An 18,935-nucleotide genomic window follows, 5' to 3' on the forward strand; every position below is an offset into this window, starting at 1 on the left:
ACGGTGCGGCAGGTGACCGGCCGGCTCACCCGACACCCCTCGACCCTGAACGAGAGGACCGGGCCGGCCTGAAGGAGGTCTGCTTCTCGTCCACCGGGCCGGCGCTGGACGGGGCTCGTCCGGTCAGCCCAGCGATGCGCTCGCCGCGCGCAGTTCGTTCAGGGCCGCCAGGGTGTACCCGGCGAGGTCGTCCTCGGCGCCGCGGTCGTCCTCGGCCCATTCGGCGTACCCCCGTTTGAAAGCGAGGACGCCCAGCTCGCCCGCGAGAGCCGCGGTCGGATCGGGTACGCCGCGGGCGACCAGAGCGGTTGTCATCGCGGCCGCGAGGCTGACGGTCTTGAGGGTGTCGCGCTCCTGAAGCTCGGCGCTGGCGGCGACGGCCGCCTTCAGGCGGGGGGCGAGTTCGCGGCTCCCGGGGCCCATCGCGGTCGAGGCGCGTTCGAGGCCGGCAGCGACTGCCTCAAGCGGGCTGGCGTCACCGGGTGCGTCGGCGATCCCCTCGGCCAGCAGCCGGCTCAGCGTCTCCTGCCCGGCGACCAGCAGCTCGCGCTTGTCGGGGAAGTGCCGGAAGAAGGTGCTTTTGGTGACCCCGGCACGCTCGGCGATCTGCGCGACCGTCGTGGCGTCGTATCCCTGCTCCGTGAACAGGTCGACCGCAGCCACGACGAGGCGCTCACGCGCACCTGGTTCCCATCGACTCATGGGTTCAGCATATGCGATGGGACTCTTGTCCCATCACCCTGCTAGAGTGATGGGACAAGAGTCCCATCACTTCTGGGAGGGCTTTCCCATGCGCGTTTTCGTCACCGGCGGCACCGGTCTGATCGGTTCCGCCGTCGTCGCCGAACTCCTCGGCAACGGCCACACCGTCCTCGCACTCGCCCGCTCCGACGCCTCCGCACAGGCCGCCCAGGCAGCCGGCGCCGAACCGCTGCGGGGAGGCCTCGCCGATCTGGACGTCCTGCGCTCCGGCGCCGCCCAGGCCGACGGCGTCATCCACCTGGCCTTCGGCAACGACTTCAGCAGCCCCGAGGCCCTCGCCCGAAACGTCGCCGAGGAGACCGCCGCCCTCACCACCCTCGGCGAGGAACTCGTCGGCAGTGACCGCCCCCTGGTCACCGTCTCGGGTACGCCCTGGGTGCCTGGCCGCGCCTCCACCGAGGCCGACCCGGTGCCCACCGACGGGCCGGTCGGCGGCCGCGGCCGCACGGTCACGGCAATTCTGGGCCTGGCCTCGCGCGGGGTCCGGAGCACGTCCGTACGCCTGCCGCGCACGGTCCACAACGAGGGCGCCGGCGGGTTCGCCGGTCTGCTGACCGACATCGCACGCCGGAGCAGGATCTCCGGCTACCCCGGCGACGGCGCACAGCGCTGGCCCGCCGTCCACGCGCTCGACGCGGCCGTGCTCTTCCGGCTCGCCCTGGAACAGGCACAGGCCGGTACCGCCTGGCATGCCGTGGCCGACGAGGGGGACGAGGTACGGGACATCGCGGCCGTCATCGGCCGACGGCTGGGCCTGCCGGTCGAGTCGGTGCCGGAGGAGACCTACGGCCCGCTCGGCCCGATCTTCAAGGCCGACCAGCCCTCGTCCAGCACCCGCACCCGGCAGGAACTCGGCTGGCAGCCGCAGCACCCCGGCCTCCTGGAGGACCTGGAGAACATCCGGCCCTGACCGGCGACCGGCGATCGGGGCGGACCCGCCGGCACCGGTCCGCCCCTCCCGCGCGGCAGCGACACACCTCGAACCACCCGCGCCAAGGCGGCAGTTCATCTCCACAACAAGCAGGAGGTTCCATCATGCCGACAGTTGTCTTCGGCGCCCGCGGCAACGTCGCCCGTCATGTGGCCGACGGCCTGCTGGCCGCCGGTGAGCAGGTCAGAGCAGTCAGCAGGACCCCAACCGCGGGCCTGACACCGGGGCGCGAAGCAGTCGTCGCCGACCTGGACCGCCCCGAGACGCTGCCCGCAGCACTCGACGGCGCCGACAAGATGTTCCTGTACGGAATGCTCGACCCCCACAGGCCCTACGACATCGAGAAGGTCACCGCGGCGGCCACAGCCGCGGGGATCCGGCAGGTGGTCCTGCTCTCGTCGGTGTCGGTCGTCCTGGACCCCGACGCCCACCACCCGGTCACCCGCCTGAACCGCACGATCGAGCAGGCCGTCCAACGCTCCGGCATGGACTGGACGTTCCTCAGGCCCGGGACATTCGCGACCAACACCCGCACCTGGTGGGCCGAATCGATCCGCACCGGCAACGCCGTCCGCCTCCCCTACCCACTCGCACAGTCGGCACCGGTACACGAGAAGGACATCGCGGCGCTGGCGGTGACCGCCCTGACCGAACCGGGCCACTCGCACCAGGCCTACACCATCCACGGCGCCGAGTCCCTGACCCTGCGACGCCAGGTCGAGCACATCGGCGAGGCCATCGGCCGTCACATCCGGGTCGAACGCATCTCCGACGAGCAGGCCCGCGCGGAAGTCGCCAGAACAATGCATCCGGTCGTGGCCGAGACGATCGTGAGCCAGTGGTCCGCCGCCGACGGCGTCGCGGCCGTGACCTCCGTCATCGCCGAAAAGATCACCGGTGCTCCGGCACACACCTACGCCCAGTGGGCCGTCGACCACGCCGACGACTTCCGCTGACCTCGTCCTGCCCACCAGCCACACAGGGCCCCGGCCTGCCCGGCACCCGGGTTCCCCCACCCCAGTCACAGCGGTGGAATGCGCAGCGGCGCACCCACCCGGCCATGCCGTCACGGTACGCGCAGAACAGGTCGACCGTGTCGATCTTCGTCCCCCGGCACGTCCCCGGCCGCCTCGCCGGCGGATTGGCGCCTGGGCCCGCACGCCCCCTTCTGAGGCGTCCGGCCCGCCGAGCCGCAGGGGTCAGTCGTACCGGCTCCGGGCGGTTGCCGTCCAGCAGTGGTGGTGGACGGCAACCGCCCGGAGCCGGAGTGAGGCCTACTCCCGCTCCGCCGAGGTTTCCGAGGTGGTGGCGCCGGGCCACCCCCGCGTCTCGCCCTGCAGACCGCGGTGCTGCGCGCGGTCGCCGGCCCCGGCCTGCGCCGGGTCGTCACGTTCCACTCCCGAGTGTCCGCGGCGCCCTCCCGCCTCGGCCGTCACCCGGAAGGACCACATCGATGACCGAGACCACCCGCACCCGCTGCCGAGTACGGTCCTCGACACCGCCGCCGCCACTGCCGCGGCCGGGCCTGCCTGCGGTTTGCTGCTTGGCCGGGTGGCAGCGAGCGGGCGGATGCGCAGGTCCAGGCCGGGGGTTCACGAAGTCGTGAGCGTGTCCAGCGCGTCCTTGGCGCAGGCGATGGCGGCTGCCTCGGCGGTGTCGCTGGGAACGTCCTTGAGGGTCAGGCCGGAGTAGGTGAGCGCAGAGTACCTGACGGTGACGAGCGCGTTGCGCTGGACCACCGTGAGTTCGACGTGGCCGAAACCGCTGTAGGAGATGTAGAGCAGGGTCGCCTTGCCACCGAGGTCGGGAACGGCCCGGTCGTCGGTCATCTTCGCGCCGGTGCTGGTCGCCGTGGTCCGGCTGGTGGTCAGCATTTGCTGGTAGATGGTCTCCGCGTTCGGGGAGAGCGTGACGACGACCTGCGCGTCGGCGTAGCCGGTGGCCTTGCTCGTCCAGGTCGCGTTCGACGTGGTCGCACCACCGGCGGGCGGCGGCGCGGTGCAGGTGGCTCCCTTGATGTGACGCTCGACCGTCTCCGGGCGCAGCAGCGCGCAGCCGTCGACCAGCGTGGTGTAGGGCGCGGTAGTCGGGGTAGTCGGGGCGGCCGGACCGGAGGAGGACGGCGCGCCGGGGACGGTTGCCGCGGTGGTCGGCGCGGCGGTGGGTGCCGGGTCGACGAGGTTGGCGGCCAGGCTCAGTGCGAGGGCGGCGGCGCCGGCCCCGGCGGTGAGGCCGCCGAGCAGCCAGGTCCACCGCCGGGTGGGGCCGGCGGGGCGCAGGTCCGCCGGGTCGGGGAGGGTGGCCGGGGTGGGCTGCCCCGGCAGGACGCGGGTGGACGCGGCGGTCGGCAGCGGCTGCGTCGCGGGTGGGGTGTCCTCGATGTCGGCCATCTGGTGGTGAACCTTTCCGGGGGCGGGTCAGCTGCTGGGCAGGTGGTAGGCGGTCAGCGTGCTTCCGTAGCCGACCAGCAGGGCGGAGTCCTGGAGGAGGACCTGCGGGTTGCCCGGCTGCCGGGCGAGGGTCTGCTGCCACTGCGGGGTGCCGCTGGTGACGGTGAGCGCCTGCACGGTGATCCCGCCGGCGGCGGTGGGTGCGGTGAGGAGGACGAGCTCCCCGGCGGAGCCCCGGACGGTGGCGGCGCCCTGGGGCGACTGCCAGGTCCAGGCGGTGCGCCCGGTGCGCAGGCCGATGCCGATTGCGCCCTGCGGCCCGCCCAGGACGAGTACCCCTGCGGCGTCCGCGCTCCCGGTGACGGAGCCGCTGCGCGGGCCGCTCCAGAGCCGGGCGCCCTGGGCGGAGTCGAACGCCGCTGTGTTGACCTGCTGGTCCGGGGCCGGCACGCCTCCGGGCGGCAGGCAGGTGAGCACGTCCTGGCGGAGCGAGAGTGAGCCCTGGTAGGCGGCGAGGAACATGGTCGCGGAGGCCGATGGAAGGCCGCTGGGCCGGCTCCAGAGGGCGGCGCCGTCCTGGGCGTCCACTGCGGCGAGGGCCAGGTCCGAGGTCAGGGCGTACAGCCGGCTGCCGGTCGGCGGCGCGTACAGGTCCTGGGTGTCGAGCGACCAGCGCTGCCGCCCGGTCGCGCTGTCGAGCCCGGCGAAGCGGAACGCGCCGCTCGCGGCCTCCTTCGTCCCGGCGAGGAGCGTCACGACCAGCAGGCCGGCCGACGCCATGCCCTGGAGGCGGTACGAGGTGCCGAGCGCGGCGCCGGTCCAGATCCGGCCCCCGCCGGCCGCGTCGTAGGCGTGCAGCGCGCCGTCCTTGCCGGTGACCAGCAGCAGGCCGGGCATCGGCAGGGCGACGGACTGCGCACCGGGAACGGTGTCGGCCGAACGCCAGAGCGTCGTGCCGTTGCGGGCGTCGCGCGCCTGCACCACGCCGGCCGAGTCCACCGTCCACACCCGGCTGCCGTCGCCGACCGGGAGGATGCCGGTCTCCGCGGTGCTGCTCCACAGGGTGTGCCCGTCGGTGCGGGCGTAGCCGACCACTCCGGTGCGGTCCGCGCACACCACTGCCTCCGGGCCGCAGGCGACGGGAGCCATGCCGGCCCTGGGGAGCGTGAGCGACCAGGCCTCCGGGGGTGCGCCGCCGGCCGGGCCGGGCCACAGCATCCGGGCGGCGCCTGCCGTGGCGGCCGTGGCGAGCAGGGCTCCGCCGAGCAGGAGCAGGCGGCGCCGGGTGCCGTTCGGGTCTCTCAGCACCCGGGTCAGGTCCCGCTCGCGTTGGCGCACCGTCCGCTCGGCCCCGCCCATCCAGTCGGTGCCGACCGCCGGACCGTACCGGAACGCTGCGACGAGTTCGGCCGGTGCGGGCCGCCGGGCCGGGTCCCGGTCCAGGCAGCGCACCAGCAGCCCCACCAGTTCCGGCGGTACTCCGTCGAGGTCCGGGGGCTCCTCGGCGGACCGGTAGATCAGCACCGCCGCCGGCCCGTCGCCGAAGGGCGGGCGGCCGGTGGCGGCGAAGGCCAGGACGGCGCCGAGCGAGAACAGGTCGCTGGCGGGGGTGAGGTCCTCGCCCACCGCGTGTTCGGGGGACATGAACCCGGGGGTGCCGATGATCTCGCCGCTCGCGGTGGGCAGCGCGTCGACCGTCGGTTTGCTGATGCCGAAGTCGATGACCCTCGGACCGTCCCGGGTGACCAGGATGTTCGAGGGCTTCAGGTCGCGGTGGATGATCCGGGCGCGGTGGATCGCGGCCAGCGCCTCCACCAGCCCCGCCCCCAGCACCTGCAGCGCGGGCCCGGTGAGCGGGCCGTGCCGGGCCACGGCCTCGTGCAGCGACGGGCCGGCAGCGAACTCGGTCGCCAGCCAAGGGAGTTCCGCCTCGGTGTCGGCGTCCACCACCGCCACGGTGTACGCCCCGTTGACTGCCCTGGCTGCCGCCACCTCCTGGGTGAACCTGCGCCGGAACTCGGCGTCGGCCGCGTACTGCTGCTGCACGGTCTTCACCGCGATGGGGCGGCCGCTGTCGGTGGTGGCCAGGTAGACGTCGCCCATGCCGCCCGCGCCGAGCCGCCGCAGGACGCGGTACGGGCCGATGCTCCGCGTGCTCACGCACCACCTGCCCCGAAGGCGCGCAGCGTGGTGGCAGAGCCGCAGAAGAGCGTCCCGCCCTTGGCCGCGGTGGTCCACTGGCCTTCGTCGGAGGGCGCCTTCGCCACCCAGCGGATCGCGCCGTCGGCGGCGTTCAGGACGGCTGCTCCGGACGATCCGTCACGCAGGGGCACGCCGAAGAAGCCGTCTCCGGCTGACGGCGTCTGGAAGTCCACGCCCGTACCCGTCCCGGTCGTCGCCCCCACGGTGGTGTGCCACAACCCCTTGCCGGTCGCGACGTCGAGGCAGTAGGCCGTGCCCTTTGCCCCGGAGAGCAGCAGCCGGCCGGCCCCGAGCGCGCAGCCGAAGACCGCCTGCGGGACGGCGGGAGCCGCCCAGCGCTGCTGCCCGGTGGCCGGGTCCAGGGCGGCGACCGCGGCTTCGCGGACGACCAGCAGCAGCTCGCCGGTGCGCAGCAGCCGCGAGGGCGTCCCGGTTTTCCCTGGCGTGAGACCGGTGACCTGCCATTGGGACGCGCCGGTGCGCAGGTCCACCGCGTGGATGACGCCGCTGTCCTCGTAGTAGCAGCGGCCGTCGGCGACCAGTCCCATCGCGCTGCCGGAACCGCTCAGCGTGTTCTCGCCGGTACGGGCCGAGGCCACCGCCATGTTCTGGGTGATCTCCTGCTGCCACAGCACCGTCCCACTGCTCAGCTCGGCCCCGGCCACGACCCCGCCGCCCGTGAAGGAGGTCTGGCGGGCGAGCACCACCGTCCGGCTGTCCGCACCGAAGACCCGCAGGCTCATCGCGGCCTCGTCGCGCTGCGCGGCGGGAACGCCGAGCGGGCCCTGATGGTTCTCGCCGCCGGCGTTCAGCCACACCAGGTTCGCGAAACCCGCAGACGTCCCGTAGATCAGGTCGCTCTGCACCTGGAAGAACTGCACGTCCTGCCGGGACCAGACCTGACGCCCCGTCGCCCCGTCGAAGCCGACCGCGCCCAGCCCCCCGCTCCACCACACCGGGGTGGCATCGAGCAAGGACAGCTGGTGACCGATCGTCAGACCACTGATCGGAGTGCTCCACAGCGGCGCCGGGGCGGCGGGCGGCGTGCCGGAACCTGCCGCTTCGGCGCCCCACGCGTCCGCGGCCTCGCCCACCGCCGCCGCGCTACGGGCCAGTTGGGCGCGACGGGTGAGCAGCAGCGGCACGCCGACGGCGGCGGCCGCCCCCGCGCCGAGCCCGGCGCCGAGCCCGAACAGGCCGCGCCGGCTGAGCGACTGCCACGTCCGCACCGGCAGCGCGGGCGGATCGGCCTGCGGCGCGCCCAGATCGGCCTCGGCCTGCCGCTCCCGGGCATCGAGGTCGGCGAGCAGCCCCGGGCCCAGCAGCGCCGCCGGATCGGCCGGGTCCAGCGCGCCCAGCACGGCCGCCGCGGTGGGCCGCCGGGCGGGGTCCTTGGCCAGGCAGGAGCCCACGAAGGGGTGCCATCCGGCGGGCACTCCGGAGAGGTCCGGCTCCTCGTACACGACCCGCCGGTTGACCTGCGCGGGCTCACCGCCGCCGAACGGCGTGCGACCGGTGAGCGCGTACACCAGCACGCAGCCCAGCGAGAACACATCGGCCGCGCCGGAGGTGACCGAGCCGGAGACGACACGCTCGGGGGCGATGTAGCCCGGTGTGCCGCACACCATGCCGGTCCGGGTCAGGTGCACGGCGTCGAAGGCGCGGCTGATCCCGAAGTCGATGACGCGCGGACCGTCCCGCGCGATGAGCACATTGCCCGGTTTGAGGTCACGGTGCACCACCCCCGCCGCATGGATCGCGGCCAACGCCTCGGCAAGGGCAGCGCCCAGAGCCCGTACTCCCGCCTCGCCGAAGGGGCCGAACCGCAGGACCACCTCGCCGAGGGTCGGCGCGGGCACGTAGGACGTGGCCATCCAAGGACGGCGACCACGCGGCTCCGCGTCCACCACGGGCGGCGTGTGAAAACCGGTCACCCGCCGTGCGGCCTCGACCTCCTGCTGGAAGCGGCGCTGGAACTGTGGGTCCTCGGCGTACTCGGCCCTGACCACCTTCACCGCGAGCAGCCTCAGCCCGGGCGAGCGCGCCAGGTACACCTCCCCCATCCCGCCCGCGCCCAACAGCCGCAGCAACTGATGCGGGCCCACGAACACAGCCCGCTGCGCCCGCATGCCCTCGGCGTTCTTGCCGGCAGCCACCAAGCCTCCCCAAGCGTGTTGCCGTCATGACAGGACAGGACACAGTGACACGTGCAGCTCACCCCGCGGTTGCCTTTCGCACAATGTTTGCCGCGCCAACCGGCGGCCGGGCACGCTGCGGCGCCGGGATCACTGCCCGACAGGCTGAACGCAGCGCTTCCCGCAGAAGCGTCGGCCGGACGCACGCAAGATGGCGGAGGACCGGCAGCGGGCCCGGCCGGAGCCGTTGCCCCAATGAGGAGAGAGGCTGGAGAGGCGCTGACAGCTGACCGACGGAAAACGGTCGTCCACCTCTCCCGGCCGTCCCCGAGGGTGGCGAGGCTGCTGGAACTCACCGGGGCCGACCGGGCGCTTCCCGTCGATCCGGACGCACCGCCCATCGAGCCCGCTCGTTGAACGTGCCGGACGCGTCGAGCGGGACGGGCAACCGCTCCTGTCGGCCTCGCACGGCCTCCGGAAACGTGGCAACGCCGGCTGCGGTCCGTCGAACGGGCCGGTGGTCCGGGGGCGGAGGGAGTGGCCGGGGCGACCTGGAGAATTCAATAGGGTGGTCGTAAGAATCAAAACAGCCAATCCTATGTTATTGCGCCGCGCCCGCCGTCATCAAATGGCTTGCAGGCGACCTGGATCCTGTTTTACTTGGCCCGTCGCCAAAGATTCTTGCGCTTCCGGTCAGAACGAGGAAGGGGCGGGTTTGTCCACATTCTCTGATTCGGTTCTGCTCGCCCTGGGAAGTGCCGAGGGCCTCAAGTCCGCGCTGGCCCCGCACGGTGACACCACCGGCGTCCGGACGTTGGTCGGGGCGGTGAACGACCTGGACCTCGGCAGGGTCGACGAGGTCCAGGACGTCGCGGTGGGCGATATCGCGCTGCAGGTCCCGTTCTTCCGGCCGCGCCGCATCGAGGGTGATCTCAGCCGCATCCTGCCGAGCCACGCCCGGACGGATCTGAGGCTCAGTATCGCCGGTGATCCGGTCTGGGCCGACATCCTCGCCCGGGTCAGGGTCGAGCTGGTCGTCGAGGTCGATCCGGGCGGTGTGGAGAACATCGTGACGCGGCTGGTCGACACCAGTGGAACACTGGACGACTTCCGCGCCCAGGTCCCTTTCCTCGACGTCGACGAATTCATGAGAATCCATCACCTGGAGACGATCGAGGACCTGCGTGACGCATACGAGTACCTCGTCGCCGAGATCCGGCTGCGCGCTCCGTCGGTCTTCGATCCGGCCGATCCGGCCAATGCGTACGGGGTCGAGATCGCCGTCGCCGTGCTGGTCCTGGATTCCCTCGACCTGACCGCGGGGCTGCGGGCCGCCAAGGAATTCCGGGCGGCGACCGGTCACCTACTGAGTCCTGCCGGGCCGACCGTGCTGGGCGAGGCCATCGCGCCGTACGCCGTGGCGGTCGTGCTCCCGAGGCCCGGAGCGGCCTCCGATCCGAGGACGGGCGACGTGACGAAGCTGTTCGCCGGCGAGGGCGTGCTCAGCCTCTTCCTCCCCACCCCCTAGCCACGACCGAAGGAGTACCGATGCCAGCCCGCGGTGACACGCCGCCCTTCGACGCCGCGCCCCTCGGCGCCCCCGCGGAGGAGCCCGGCGCCTTCGAACCGTCCCCGGCCCTCGACAGCCCTCCGCCCGGCGGGGCCGCGGCCCCCGGGGCCCGTCGATCCACTGAGGATCGTGGTCACCATGAGATCCCGGCCCTGGGTTTGGGCATCACTCAGCACCTCGCGAGCATCTTCGAGGTAGGAGTCCACGATCTCCCCTCGGACGCTCACCTGGAGGTACTGCTCCAGGACCGGTTCTCCGGGGCGTGAGATCCGAATTCTGCCGGCGGCCCAGCTGTCGCCTTCGCTGATGGCGCCGTGTGAGACGTCGGCGTCTTCGGCTACCAGGTGGGCCAGCAGGGCTGTAAGGGACTCCAGGGCAGTCTTGTCACCCGAGCGCCCGAGGGCGCCGCACTCAAATGCCATGAAGATTCCGTTTCCAGCGGTCGGTGGGCGTCGACAACGTACCGGAAGCCGATCCCGCAGGTCTTCGGGAGGTGTGCCGGCGGCGCTGGACCTCGGGCAGGCCAGCGGGGAAGTCGGTGCCGGACACCGGCTCATGGAGCGGCTGGTGTGCGCCCGCACTGCGGCCCGGGTACTGCGCGGCGCCGTGCCGTTTCCGCCACCTGGCCCGTCGTACGCCGCGGCGGGTTCTGACAGGGGTGTCGGCGTGCGGGTGAACGTGGTCAGTGGGGTTTGGACGGGCGTGCCCGGTCGTAGGCGTGTTGAGGGGACACACGCCGTGGCAGTGGCGGATGCGGGTGGTCCGGTCGGGCGGTGAGGATCCGTTGGGCCAGGGTCCGTACCTTGCTCCAGGTCACGTCGGCGGCCAGGGCGTCGGCCCAGCGGTCGGGGCGGTTGCGGGCATCCGTCCCGTCGAGCAGCTCGTGGATGGCTTTGAGGTCCTGGAGGGTTTGTGGGTCGGGGGCCATTGCGGTCCGCCCGTCCGGGTGTGTCCGTCGCTGCCCGGGCGGGGCGGTGTCCGGGTCAGTGTGGCCGGCCGGAGCGGGCGAACAGTGCCTGGACGGTTTCGGTGGCCAGGGCCCGCAGCCAGGTGTGGGCGCGGTCGTCGTCGTGGCGCTGGTGCCACAGCAGGTACAGCGGGACGTCGGGCAGCGGGAGCGGTGGCGGCAGTGTGACCAGGCCGAGTTGGTCCCGGGCGGTGCGGGTGACTGCGTCGGGGAGAGTGGCGACCAGGTCGGTGTCGAGGGCGAGTTGCAGGGCGAAGGCGGCCGTGGGTCCGGCGACGATGACGCGTCGTTCGAGGCCGTGTGTGGTCAGGGCGTCGTCGATCGGGTCGCGCAGGCTTCCGCGCCTGGACACGGTGAGGTGTTCGGCGGCGGCGTAGTGCTCGGGGGTCAGCGGGCCTTCGGTGAGGGGGTGGCCCGGTCGGACGGCGATGACCAGCCGGTCGCTGCCGACGAGGCGGTGGCGGATGTCGGGGAGTGCCGGAGCACTGGAGCTCGATTCGAGGTCGACGTCACCGCGGCGCAGTTCGGCGTCGTCCGTCCCGGGTTCGGCGGACAGGCGCAGTCGGACGCCGGGGGCCTGGTGGTGGACGGCGGTGGTCAGGGCGGTGCCGCAGGCGGCGGTGAGGGCGTCGTGCCAGCGCACGGTGAACACCCGGTCCAGGGTTGCCAGGTCGAGTTCCTGCTGGGCGGACAGGAGGTGGTGGGCCTGCTGTACGAGGGTGTGGACCTGGGCGCGCATGGCCAGCGCGCGGGTGGTGGGGACCATGCTGCGGCCGGTGCGGACCAGGATCTGGTCACCGGTGGCCTTGCGGATGCGGCCCAGGGAGCGGCTCATCGCGGGCGCGGTGACGTGGAGGCGTGCCGCGGCGCCGGCGACGCTGCCCTCTTCCAGCAGGGCGTCCAGGGCCGTGAGCAGGTTCAGATCCAGTTGCATGGCAGTAACTCTACAAGTGCACAGCATGCACTTGTTGTTAATCATGTGGGGGCCTACCTTCGAAGTGCAGGCGAGAGACAAGCCGCCCGCACACATCGAACCCAAGGAGCCCGTCATGAGCACAGCCATGCCTTTCGCCGCCGACACCACGCTCCTGTCCGAGGTGACCGCCGCGGTGGAGACCGCGGGCCTCACCCTTCGCGACCGCCACACCTCGCACGCCCGGGGCGTGAGTCTGGACGAGGTCGTCGCCGAGATCCACGCCAACGACGACGCGGTGCTGGACGTGCTGCGGGAGCCGCTGCTGCGGGCCCGGCCCGGATCGCGGTGGGCCGAGGACGAGCTGGCCGGCGGTGCGCTGCCGCCGGGGGAGTGGTGGGTCGTCGACCCCGCCGAGGGCAACATCAACCACGTCCACGGCATGGACGACTGGGCCGTGACCGCCACCCTGGTCCGTGACAACCGGCCGGTGCTCACGGTCGTCCACCTGCCGCTGACCGGCGACACGTACACCGCCGTCGCCGGCGGCGGTGCCCGCCTCAACGACCGGCCCCTGACGGTGTCCGCGAAGACCGATCTGGGCGCCGCGCTCACCGGCACCGGCCAGGCCAGGCCCGGCGAGGACGAGCGCACGTTCCGGCAGATCGGCGACTCGGTCACCGCCATGCTCGTCAACGGTCTGGTCGTGCGCGTGTCCGTTCCCGCGACGATGCAGCTCATCCACGTCGCGGCGGGCCGCATGGACGCCTTCTGGCAGTTCTCCGACGTCCGCTCCGGTCTGGTCGCCGGTGCGCTGCTGGTCTCCGAGGCCGGAGGCACCGTCACCGACCTGGCGGGCGAGCCCTGGAACACGGGCAGCCGCGACTTCCTGGCCGCCGCCCCCGGCATCCACACCGCCGCCCTCAAGGTCCTCTCCCCGATCGCCTGACCGGACACCCCTGCTCCACCCGCCACTCACCACCCACCACTCACCACTCACCACTCACCACTCACCACTCACCACTCACCGCAAGGAGCATCACCCCGTGACCAGCATCGGCATCCTGGGCGCCGGCCGCGTCGGCACCAACCTCGCCCGCAAGCTCTCCGCGGCCGGACACCGTGTCACCCTCGGCGTCCGGAACCCGGACGACACCGCAGCCCTTGCCGCCGACATCGGCCCGCAGATCGCCTTCGCCGACCAGCCGACCACCGCCCGCGCCACGGACATCGTGATCAACGCGACCCTCGGCGACACCTCCCTGGACCGCCTGGCAGGCCTGCGCACCGAACTCTCCGGAAAACTCCTCGTCGATGTCTCCAACGCCACCCGCGACGCTGATGACGGCCTGCCCGGCGCCCTGTGCTACCCCGGCAGCAGCCTCGCCGAGCAACTCCAGTCCGCCCTCCCCGACACCCACGTCGTCAAGACCCTCAACACCATGCTGTTCATGGTCATGACCGCCCCCGAAACCCTGGCCACCCCACCGACCGTCTATCTCTCGGGCGACGACCAGGACGCGAAGAAGACCGTCACCGGCCTGCTCGGCGACCTGGGCTGGCAGCCCGCGTGGATCGAGGACCTCGGCGGCATCACCACGGCCCGCGCCACCGAGGCCATGATCCTGGTCGTGCCCCCCGTCCTGCGCCGGCACGGTTTCCGGCCCTTCGCCGTCTCCCTCGCCCGCTGACCCGTCAAGACCTGCGGGGCGGGCGGCCCCTGAGGCCGTACGTGAGCTCCCCGTTGAGCCGCCCCTCGTCACCCGGGACGACCTCCCGGCGGCAGTCCCGCTCAACGGCGGTGGCGGCCCGCTCCAGCACTGTGCGGTGCCGAGCCTTCGGCTGTGTCGTGGCTGTCCTCGCCTGCCGCGCACGGCGTCAGCCCGGGGCGGCGGGGGTGGTCTACGGGCAGGTGTTCGGTGCACCGGAGCACCCGGGTCAGGATCCTGGGGGGAGACGGTCGCCAGGAACGACACCGGGCGCCTCACCGACGCCGGCGTGCCGGTGTGCCGGTGTGCCTGGGCGCATCGCGCAGCGCTGCGAGACACGGGGTTTCTCATGGCCTGGGTACCTCGAAGTGACCGGATCAGGGTATTCAATTGTGGTTTGTCATGATTTGTCATCAGGCGCCCTGTCATGCCCGTGACTTGTCGTTCGGGGTGCGGGGCGCTTCGTGGTGAGGAGAGGTGAACCCGCGGATGAGTGTTCGTACGCGTAGACAGGGCGGCCTGCCGTCGTACCGGATCAGCTGTCAGTGGCCCCTGGCCGTGTTCAACAGGACCCTGGACGGTGGGATGGCCCCGGTTCCCGCCGTCGCCGCGTCCGATCCGGTTGACCCGGGCGGACACCGCGGACACCGAGGGGAGCGCGGTGCGGGGATGGCATCGCTGGGGTGCGCGCTGCTGTCCGGCATGGCGCTGCTGGCGGCTGCGGCTGCACCGGTGGCCGCCGCGCCGAGGGACACCGTGCCGGTGCAGGCGCAGCAGGCCGATCCGTCGCAGACCTTCACCTTCACCGGCGCTCCGCAGACCGTGACGGTTCCGGCGGCGGCGGTGGTGACGATCACCGCGGACGGCGCGGGCGGCGCCGACAACACCGGCACCCCCTGCTCCGTCACAGGGGCCGGCGGGGCGGGGGCGCGGGTGGTGACCACCCTGCCGCCGACCACCGCCCCGACGACCTTCACCGTCACCGTCGGCGGCACCGGCGGCAAGGGCTGCAACGGCACCGGGACGCCGGGTGCCGGCGGGTTCAACGGCGGCGCCCCAGGGGGGAGCTATCCGCTCACCGGTTTCCGTTTCGAAGGCCCGGGCGGGGGCGGGGCCTCCAGCGTCAGCACGGGCGGCTCCCTGCTGGTGGTCGCCGGAGGCGGCGGCGGTGCCGGCGGCACCGGGGCAGGCTCCACGGGGGGCAACGGAGGCAACGGCGGGACGACGCCGGATGCCCCCGGCGGTACCGCGGGAACTGCCACCGGCCCCGGGGCTTCACCAGGGCAGGGCGGGGGCGGCGGCAGCACCAGTACCAGTACGGGAGGCGCCGCGGGCGCCGCAGGCACCGTCACATCCTGCGCGGTCATGAACAGCGGGTCGGGGAGCGGGTTCTCCGGTGCCACGGTCGGTACCGGTGGCGCCGGCGGCAGCTTCGACGGCGGCTGCGCCGCCGCTGCCATCGGTGCCGGCGGCGGCGGTGGAGGCGGGTACTTCGCCGGCGGGGGCGGCGGCAGCGCCGCCGTCAACAACCTCGGCACCTCGGCGGGCGGGGGCGGGGGTGGCGGGGGCAGCAGTTTCGCCACCAACACGGGTACCGGCACGGGCTATGCGCCGTCGACGATCGGGACGGCGAACCACGACGGCCAGGTGACGATCTCCTACGTGGTCCCGTCCTTGACCGTCACCAAGACCCACACCGGGCACTTCACCCAGGGGCGGGACGGCACCTACACCATCACCGTGGGCAACGCCGTCGGGGCCGCTCCGACCGACGGCACCACGGTCACCGTGTACGACACCCTGCCCGCCGGCCTCGTGGCCGACAGCATCGGTGGCACGGGATGGAACTGCACCCTGGACATCCTCACCTGCACCCGTAGCGACGTCCTCCCCGCCGGGAGCAGCTACCCGCCCATCACCCTGCAGGTCGACGTCTCCTGCGAGGCCCACACCGAGGTGACGAACCGCGCCACCGCCCTCGGAGGCGGCGACACCACCAGCCACACCGCCGCCGACCCCACCGAGATCAAGCGCCACGAGCACGACGAGCGCTGCGAGCGCCACGACCACTGGTAACCCGAACGGCCCTGTGCCGACGGCGGGGCACGTCCACGCGGACGTGTCCCGCCGTTGCGTATGCGCTGCTGATCAGTGGCGGGAGCTTCGCGAGCACCGAAGCCGGCAGTGGTCCGTCAGCGGAAGGCAACAGCCACACAGATCGGATCGTCCACCGCTCGGCCCGCAGGCCAAGACCATCACAGCCCTGGACCGGCGGAGGGCGTGCAAGGGGGCTGCGTGCAAGTCGCGTGGCAGGATGCGGTCATGTCGACGAGTGAAGCCGCCGAAGCGGTGGCCCGGGCCACCCGGGTGGCCCGGGCGGTGCGGGAACTGCGGGAGATCGCCCATAACTGGGTCGACGGCGGGCATGTGGCCCCGGGGTTCCTGATCGATGCCGCGATCCGTGCCGTGAGTGCGGGCGTCGACACGCCGTCGTTGTGGCACCTGGCCGCGTTGGGCAGTTCCGAGCACGAGCAGGCCCCGGAGTTGTTCGGCGGGGTGATGGAGGAACTCGGTTTCGGTTTCCACCCGCCCGCCGGCTACTGGGAGGGCCGTCTGGCGCTCGCCCGTTGGTGGGCCGCCGAGGTCGTCGGTGGGTGGCTCGACCCTTTCGAAGGCATCTCGCTGATCTTCTTCGAGGTCGCGGAGGCCTACGGGTGGTGCGTGGAACTGGCCCCTGTCATCGACGCGGCGACGAGGCACCGGGGGCGCAACGACAAGCAGTGGCTGCCGCAGGAGGTCACCGCGGACCTGATGCCGGTCGCCCGTGAGCTGGTGGCCCGTATCCCGGCGCCTGTCCGTCCCTGACGGCCCGCACGGCGGGCGGAGCCGCAGCACGCTGTGTGCTTCGTTGTCCTCCGGACGGCGCCGGGCCGGCTGGCGGCGGCCTGATTCCCGCCGGGCCCGGCGCCGTTGGAGACGGGCGGTGCGCCGTCGTGCCGCGCCGCACCCACCCGGCACATCCACCCGCCGCACCTACCCGGCGCGTCCACCCGCCGCACCTACCCGGCACATCCACCCGCCGTGGCCACCCGGCACCAAGGGCCGCCCGTCTCCCAGCGGCCGTTCGTGTCCGCAGGTCAGCGCCCCGCGCGGCCGGGGCCTTCCCGAACAGGGTGATGGTTTGCGGCGTCACTCCGGCGGCCTGCCGGCGGGGAGATCTCGCCGCCGGGGCGAGCCCGCCGGAGGGCAGCGTCGGCCGCACATGACCGAGCGGCAGTCCGCCGAGGACCACCCCTGATGGAGCGTCAGTCCGTTGTGCTCACCGCACACAGCCTCTGAGCAGGAGGAACGTCGAAGTCCTGCCGGAGTACCAGGCGCTGTGGGCGGGTGTGTTCAGTTTCGCCCGGTAGGCGCGCGTCTTGGCGAGGGCGCCGCAGGTCTTCATGGAGCACCAGCGGCGTGCGCTCGCGCGGGAGGTGTCGACGAAGGGGGTGCCGCAGCCGGGGTTTGCGCGGATGCGGACGCGGGTGCGGTGTTCGGATGCGCAGAGGGTGATCAGGCCCCGGGTGACCGACCCGTTCGTCACCGTCGAGGAACACCTCGCGAGCCGGACGGCCCCGACGTACCGATCCGCCTGCTGCGGCCCGGGCCGGGCCTCCCGGCCGACTCGTATCGAACCACCCCCCCCAACGGACACCCACGGCAGGGACGGGGCGCCGTCCTGGGGCGACCCACACGGTGGGTGACGTGCAGTCACCGACTCCCCGCCGCCGGCCATCGACCGTTCCACCGCTGCCTCGGGGCGCCCGATCGGCCCGCCGCCGGGAACTCCCAGGAAACGCCCAGGAACAGGCAACCGAACAGCCGTCCCACGCTGTCCCCCCATGAGACCGGGTACTCGGGCCCGGACGGCACAGAAACCGGGCACGAAACACGATGAACCTCACCGGCACTCCCTTCCTCGTCGTCACCGTCGTGGTGTTCGCGGCGTCCATAGCGCTGGCCATGGCGCAATGGCTGGGCAGAGGCCGCGTCCTCGGGCGGGCGCGGACAGCGGACGGACGGCGCACGCCGCTGCGCGCACTCTCGTACCTCGGGACCGTGCTGCTCTGCCAGTTCACCGCCGTGGCCATGGTCTTCGTGATCGTGAACGACGAGAACCAGCTCTACGACACCTGGGGCGACCTGCTCGGCACCTCCAGTCACGTCCGGTCCGTGCCCGTGCCCCCGAAGGACGAGGGCCTCGCCGGGGACCGCGGCGGCGCCGCAGGCCCGTCCGGCTCCGGCGCGCCGAAGGTGCCGCAGGCCTTCCACGCGCCCGACTCGGACGCGGTGCCCAAGAACGTGAAGCAGGCCGACCTCAAGGGCAGGCTCTCGGGGGTCGACGGCGAGGTGCTGGTCTGGACGCCGCCGCAGTACGACGACCCGGCCTACAAGGACAAGACCTTCCCGGTGGTCGAACTCCTCGCCGGGTTCCCCGGATCCTCCAGCGCCTGGTTCGGCGACGCGATGGAGGCGACCAAGCAGCTCGAACCGCTGATGAAGTCCGGCCAGGTGACGCCGTTCATCCTGGTCGCCCCGCGCGTCACCGTCCTCGGCAGCAACACCGACACCGGGTGCGCCGACGTCCCCGGCAAGGTCAACGCCGACACCTGGCTCTCGCGGGACGTCCCGCAGATGATCGTCGACAACTTCCGGGCCGACACCACCTCCGACCGCTGGGCCGTGTCCGGCTACTCGGCCGGCGCCCACTGCGCCCTGCGCCTCGCGCTCCTCCACCCCAACCGCTACCGCGCCGCGATCAGCATGTCCGGCTACAACGACCCGGCCGGCGAGCCGAATTCACTGACCGCCAAGGACCCGAAGATGCGCGAGAGCGCCAACCCGCTGCACATCCTCACCCACGCCGCGACCCCGCCGAACGTCGCGCTCTACGTCACCGGCAGGCGCGGCGACGGGCTGGAGGACGCCACCGCCCTCCAGCAGGCGGCGAAGAGCCCGACCACCGTCACCCCGTTCGAGACCACCGGCGCGCACCTGACCTCGACCTGGAAGCCGCTGGTCGTCCCCACCTTCCGCTGGCTGACGGGCATCATCCCGCCGCACTGACGGGCCGGTCGGCGCGGCGCCCGCAACCCGGCGTGGCCGACGCGCGGTTCACGCGTCGGCCACGCCGGAACCCGCTCGCCCGATCACCCGCGGCACTGCGGCTGAGAGAATGACAAGTGCCTGAGGTGGCGCCTACGGGCGGGTGTTCTTGGCTGTGGGCTGCGTCTTCTGGTTGTAGATCTCCTTGCCGTCCGCGTTGTAGGCGTGGATGTAGGGGGACGGGGGGAAGGAGTTCGCGTCGAGGCTG

General features: G+C 72.6%; 15 protein-coding genes. 8 read left to right on the top strand and 7 right to left on the bottom strand.

Annotated elements, in window-relative coordinates:
* Window positions 1-123 precede the first annotated feature (123 nt).
* Window positions 124-702: a helix-turn-helix domain-containing protein gene (locus tag AB0D10_RS26210; RefSeq protein WP_360260778.1), complete on the bottom strand. Its 579-nt coding sequence runs from the start codon at window positions 700-702 to the stop codon at window positions 124-126.
* Window positions 703-790: 88 nt separating this feature from the next.
* Here AB0D10_RS26210 and AB0D10_RS26215 point away from each other — a divergent pair, with 88 nt between their 5' ends.
* Window positions 791-1,672 (top strand): SDR family oxidoreductase, encoded by an 882-nt coding sequence (locus tag AB0D10_RS26215; RefSeq protein ID WP_360260781.1) that lies wholly within the window; start codon window positions 791-793, stop codon window positions 1,670-1,672.
* Window positions 1,673-1,797: 125 nt separating this feature from the next.
* Entirely contained in the window at window positions 1,798-2,649 is an 852-nt protein-coding gene (locus AB0D10_RS26220; RefSeq protein WP_360260784.1) for an NAD(P)H-binding protein, read from the top strand.
* Window positions 2,650-3,285: 636 nt separating this feature from the next.
* Here AB0D10_RS26220 and AB0D10_RS26225 read toward each other — a convergent pair.
* From AB0D10_RS26225 to AB0D10_RS26235, 3 genes are read right to left on the bottom strand one after another with little or no spacing between them, the layout of a single operon-like run.
* Window positions 3,286-4,083 carry a hypothetical protein gene (locus AB0D10_RS26225; protein ID WP_360260787.1) on the bottom strand — a complete coding sequence of 266 codons (798 nt, stop codon included), beginning with the start codon at window positions 4,081-4,083 and terminating at the stop codon, window positions 3,286-3,288.
* 27 nt (window positions 4,084-4,110) lie between these two features.
* On the bottom strand, window positions 4,111-6,243 hold the full coding sequence (locus AB0D10_RS26230; RefSeq protein ID WP_360260790.1) for a serine/threonine-protein kinase: 2,133 nt from the start codon (window positions 6,241-6,243) through the stop codon (window positions 4,111-4,113).
* Window positions 6,240-8,441, bottom strand: a complete 2,202-nt coding sequence (locus AB0D10_RS26235; RefSeq protein WP_360260793.1) for a protein kinase — start codon at window positions 8,439-8,441, stop codon at window positions 6,240-6,242. The genes AB0D10_RS26230 and AB0D10_RS26235 overlap by 4 nt, the downstream gene beginning before the upstream one ends.
* A gap of 694 nt (window positions 8,442-9,135) precedes the next feature.
* Between AB0D10_RS26235 and AB0D10_RS26240 the strand changes: the two genes are divergently transcribed.
* Window positions 9,136-9,948: a hypothetical protein gene (locus AB0D10_RS26240; protein WP_360260796.1), complete on the top strand. Its 813-nt coding sequence runs from the start codon at window positions 9,136-9,138 to the stop codon at window positions 9,946-9,948.
* Between the two features lie 724 nt (window positions 9,949-10,672).
* Here AB0D10_RS26240 and AB0D10_RS26245 read toward each other — a convergent pair.
* Window positions 10,673-10,918, bottom strand: a complete 246-nt coding sequence (locus tag AB0D10_RS26245) for a hypothetical protein (RefSeq protein WP_360260799.1) — start codon at window positions 10,916-10,918, stop codon at window positions 10,673-10,675.
* Window positions 10,919-10,973: 55 nt separating this feature from the next.
* Window positions 10,974-11,891, bottom strand: coding sequence for a LysR family transcriptional regulator (locus AB0D10_RS26250; protein ID WP_360260802.1), 918 nt, complete (start codon window positions 11,889-11,891; stop codon window positions 10,974-10,976).
* 115 nt (window positions 11,892-12,006) lie between these two features.
* Here AB0D10_RS26250 and AB0D10_RS26255 point away from each other — a divergent pair, with 115 nt between their 5' ends.
* From AB0D10_RS26255 to AB0D10_RS26270, 4 genes are all read left to right on the top strand, one after another.
* Window positions 12,007-12,819, top strand: coding sequence for an inositol monophosphatase (locus AB0D10_RS26255; RefSeq protein ID WP_360260805.1), 813 nt, complete (start codon window positions 12,007-12,009; stop codon window positions 12,817-12,819).
* Window positions 12,820-12,916: 97 nt separating this feature from the next.
* Window positions 12,917-13,561, top strand: coding sequence for an NAD(P)-binding domain-containing protein (locus tag AB0D10_RS26260; RefSeq protein WP_360260807.1), 645 nt, complete (start codon window positions 12,917-12,919; stop codon window positions 13,559-13,561).
* A gap of 687 nt (window positions 13,562-14,248) precedes the next feature.
* Window positions 14,249-15,655, top strand: a complete 1,407-nt coding sequence (locus tag AB0D10_RS26265; protein WP_360260810.1) for a hypothetical protein — start codon at window positions 14,249-14,251, stop codon at window positions 15,653-15,655.
* A gap of 246 nt (window positions 15,656-15,901) precedes the next feature.
* The gene (locus AB0D10_RS26270) at window positions 15,902-16,444 is read left to right on the top strand and encodes a hypothetical protein (RefSeq protein WP_360260812.1); all 543 of its coding nucleotides are present in this window, start codon (window positions 15,902-15,904) and stop codon (window positions 16,442-16,444) included.
* A gap of 454 nt (window positions 16,445-16,898) precedes the next feature.
* On the opposite strand, the gene AB0D10_RS26275 is transcribed toward AB0D10_RS26270, so the two are convergent.
* Entirely contained in the window at window positions 16,899-17,165 is a 267-nt protein-coding gene (locus tag AB0D10_RS26275; protein WP_360260814.1) for a CGNR zinc finger domain-containing protein, read from the bottom strand.
* A 350-nt stretch (window positions 17,166-17,515) separates the two neighbouring features.
* Here AB0D10_RS26275 and AB0D10_RS26280 point away from each other — a divergent pair, with 350 nt between their 5' ends.
* Window positions 17,516-18,688, top strand: a complete 1,173-nt coding sequence (locus tag AB0D10_RS26280) for an alpha/beta hydrolase-fold protein (RefSeq protein ID WP_360260817.1) — start codon at window positions 17,516-17,518, stop codon at window positions 18,686-18,688.
* Window positions 18,689-18,935: the final 247 nt, after the last annotated feature.

The organism is Kitasatospora sp. NPDC048545 (genome assembly GCF_040651155.1).
GTDB lineage: Bacteria > Actinomycetota > Actinomycetes > Streptomycetales > Streptomycetaceae > Kitasatospora.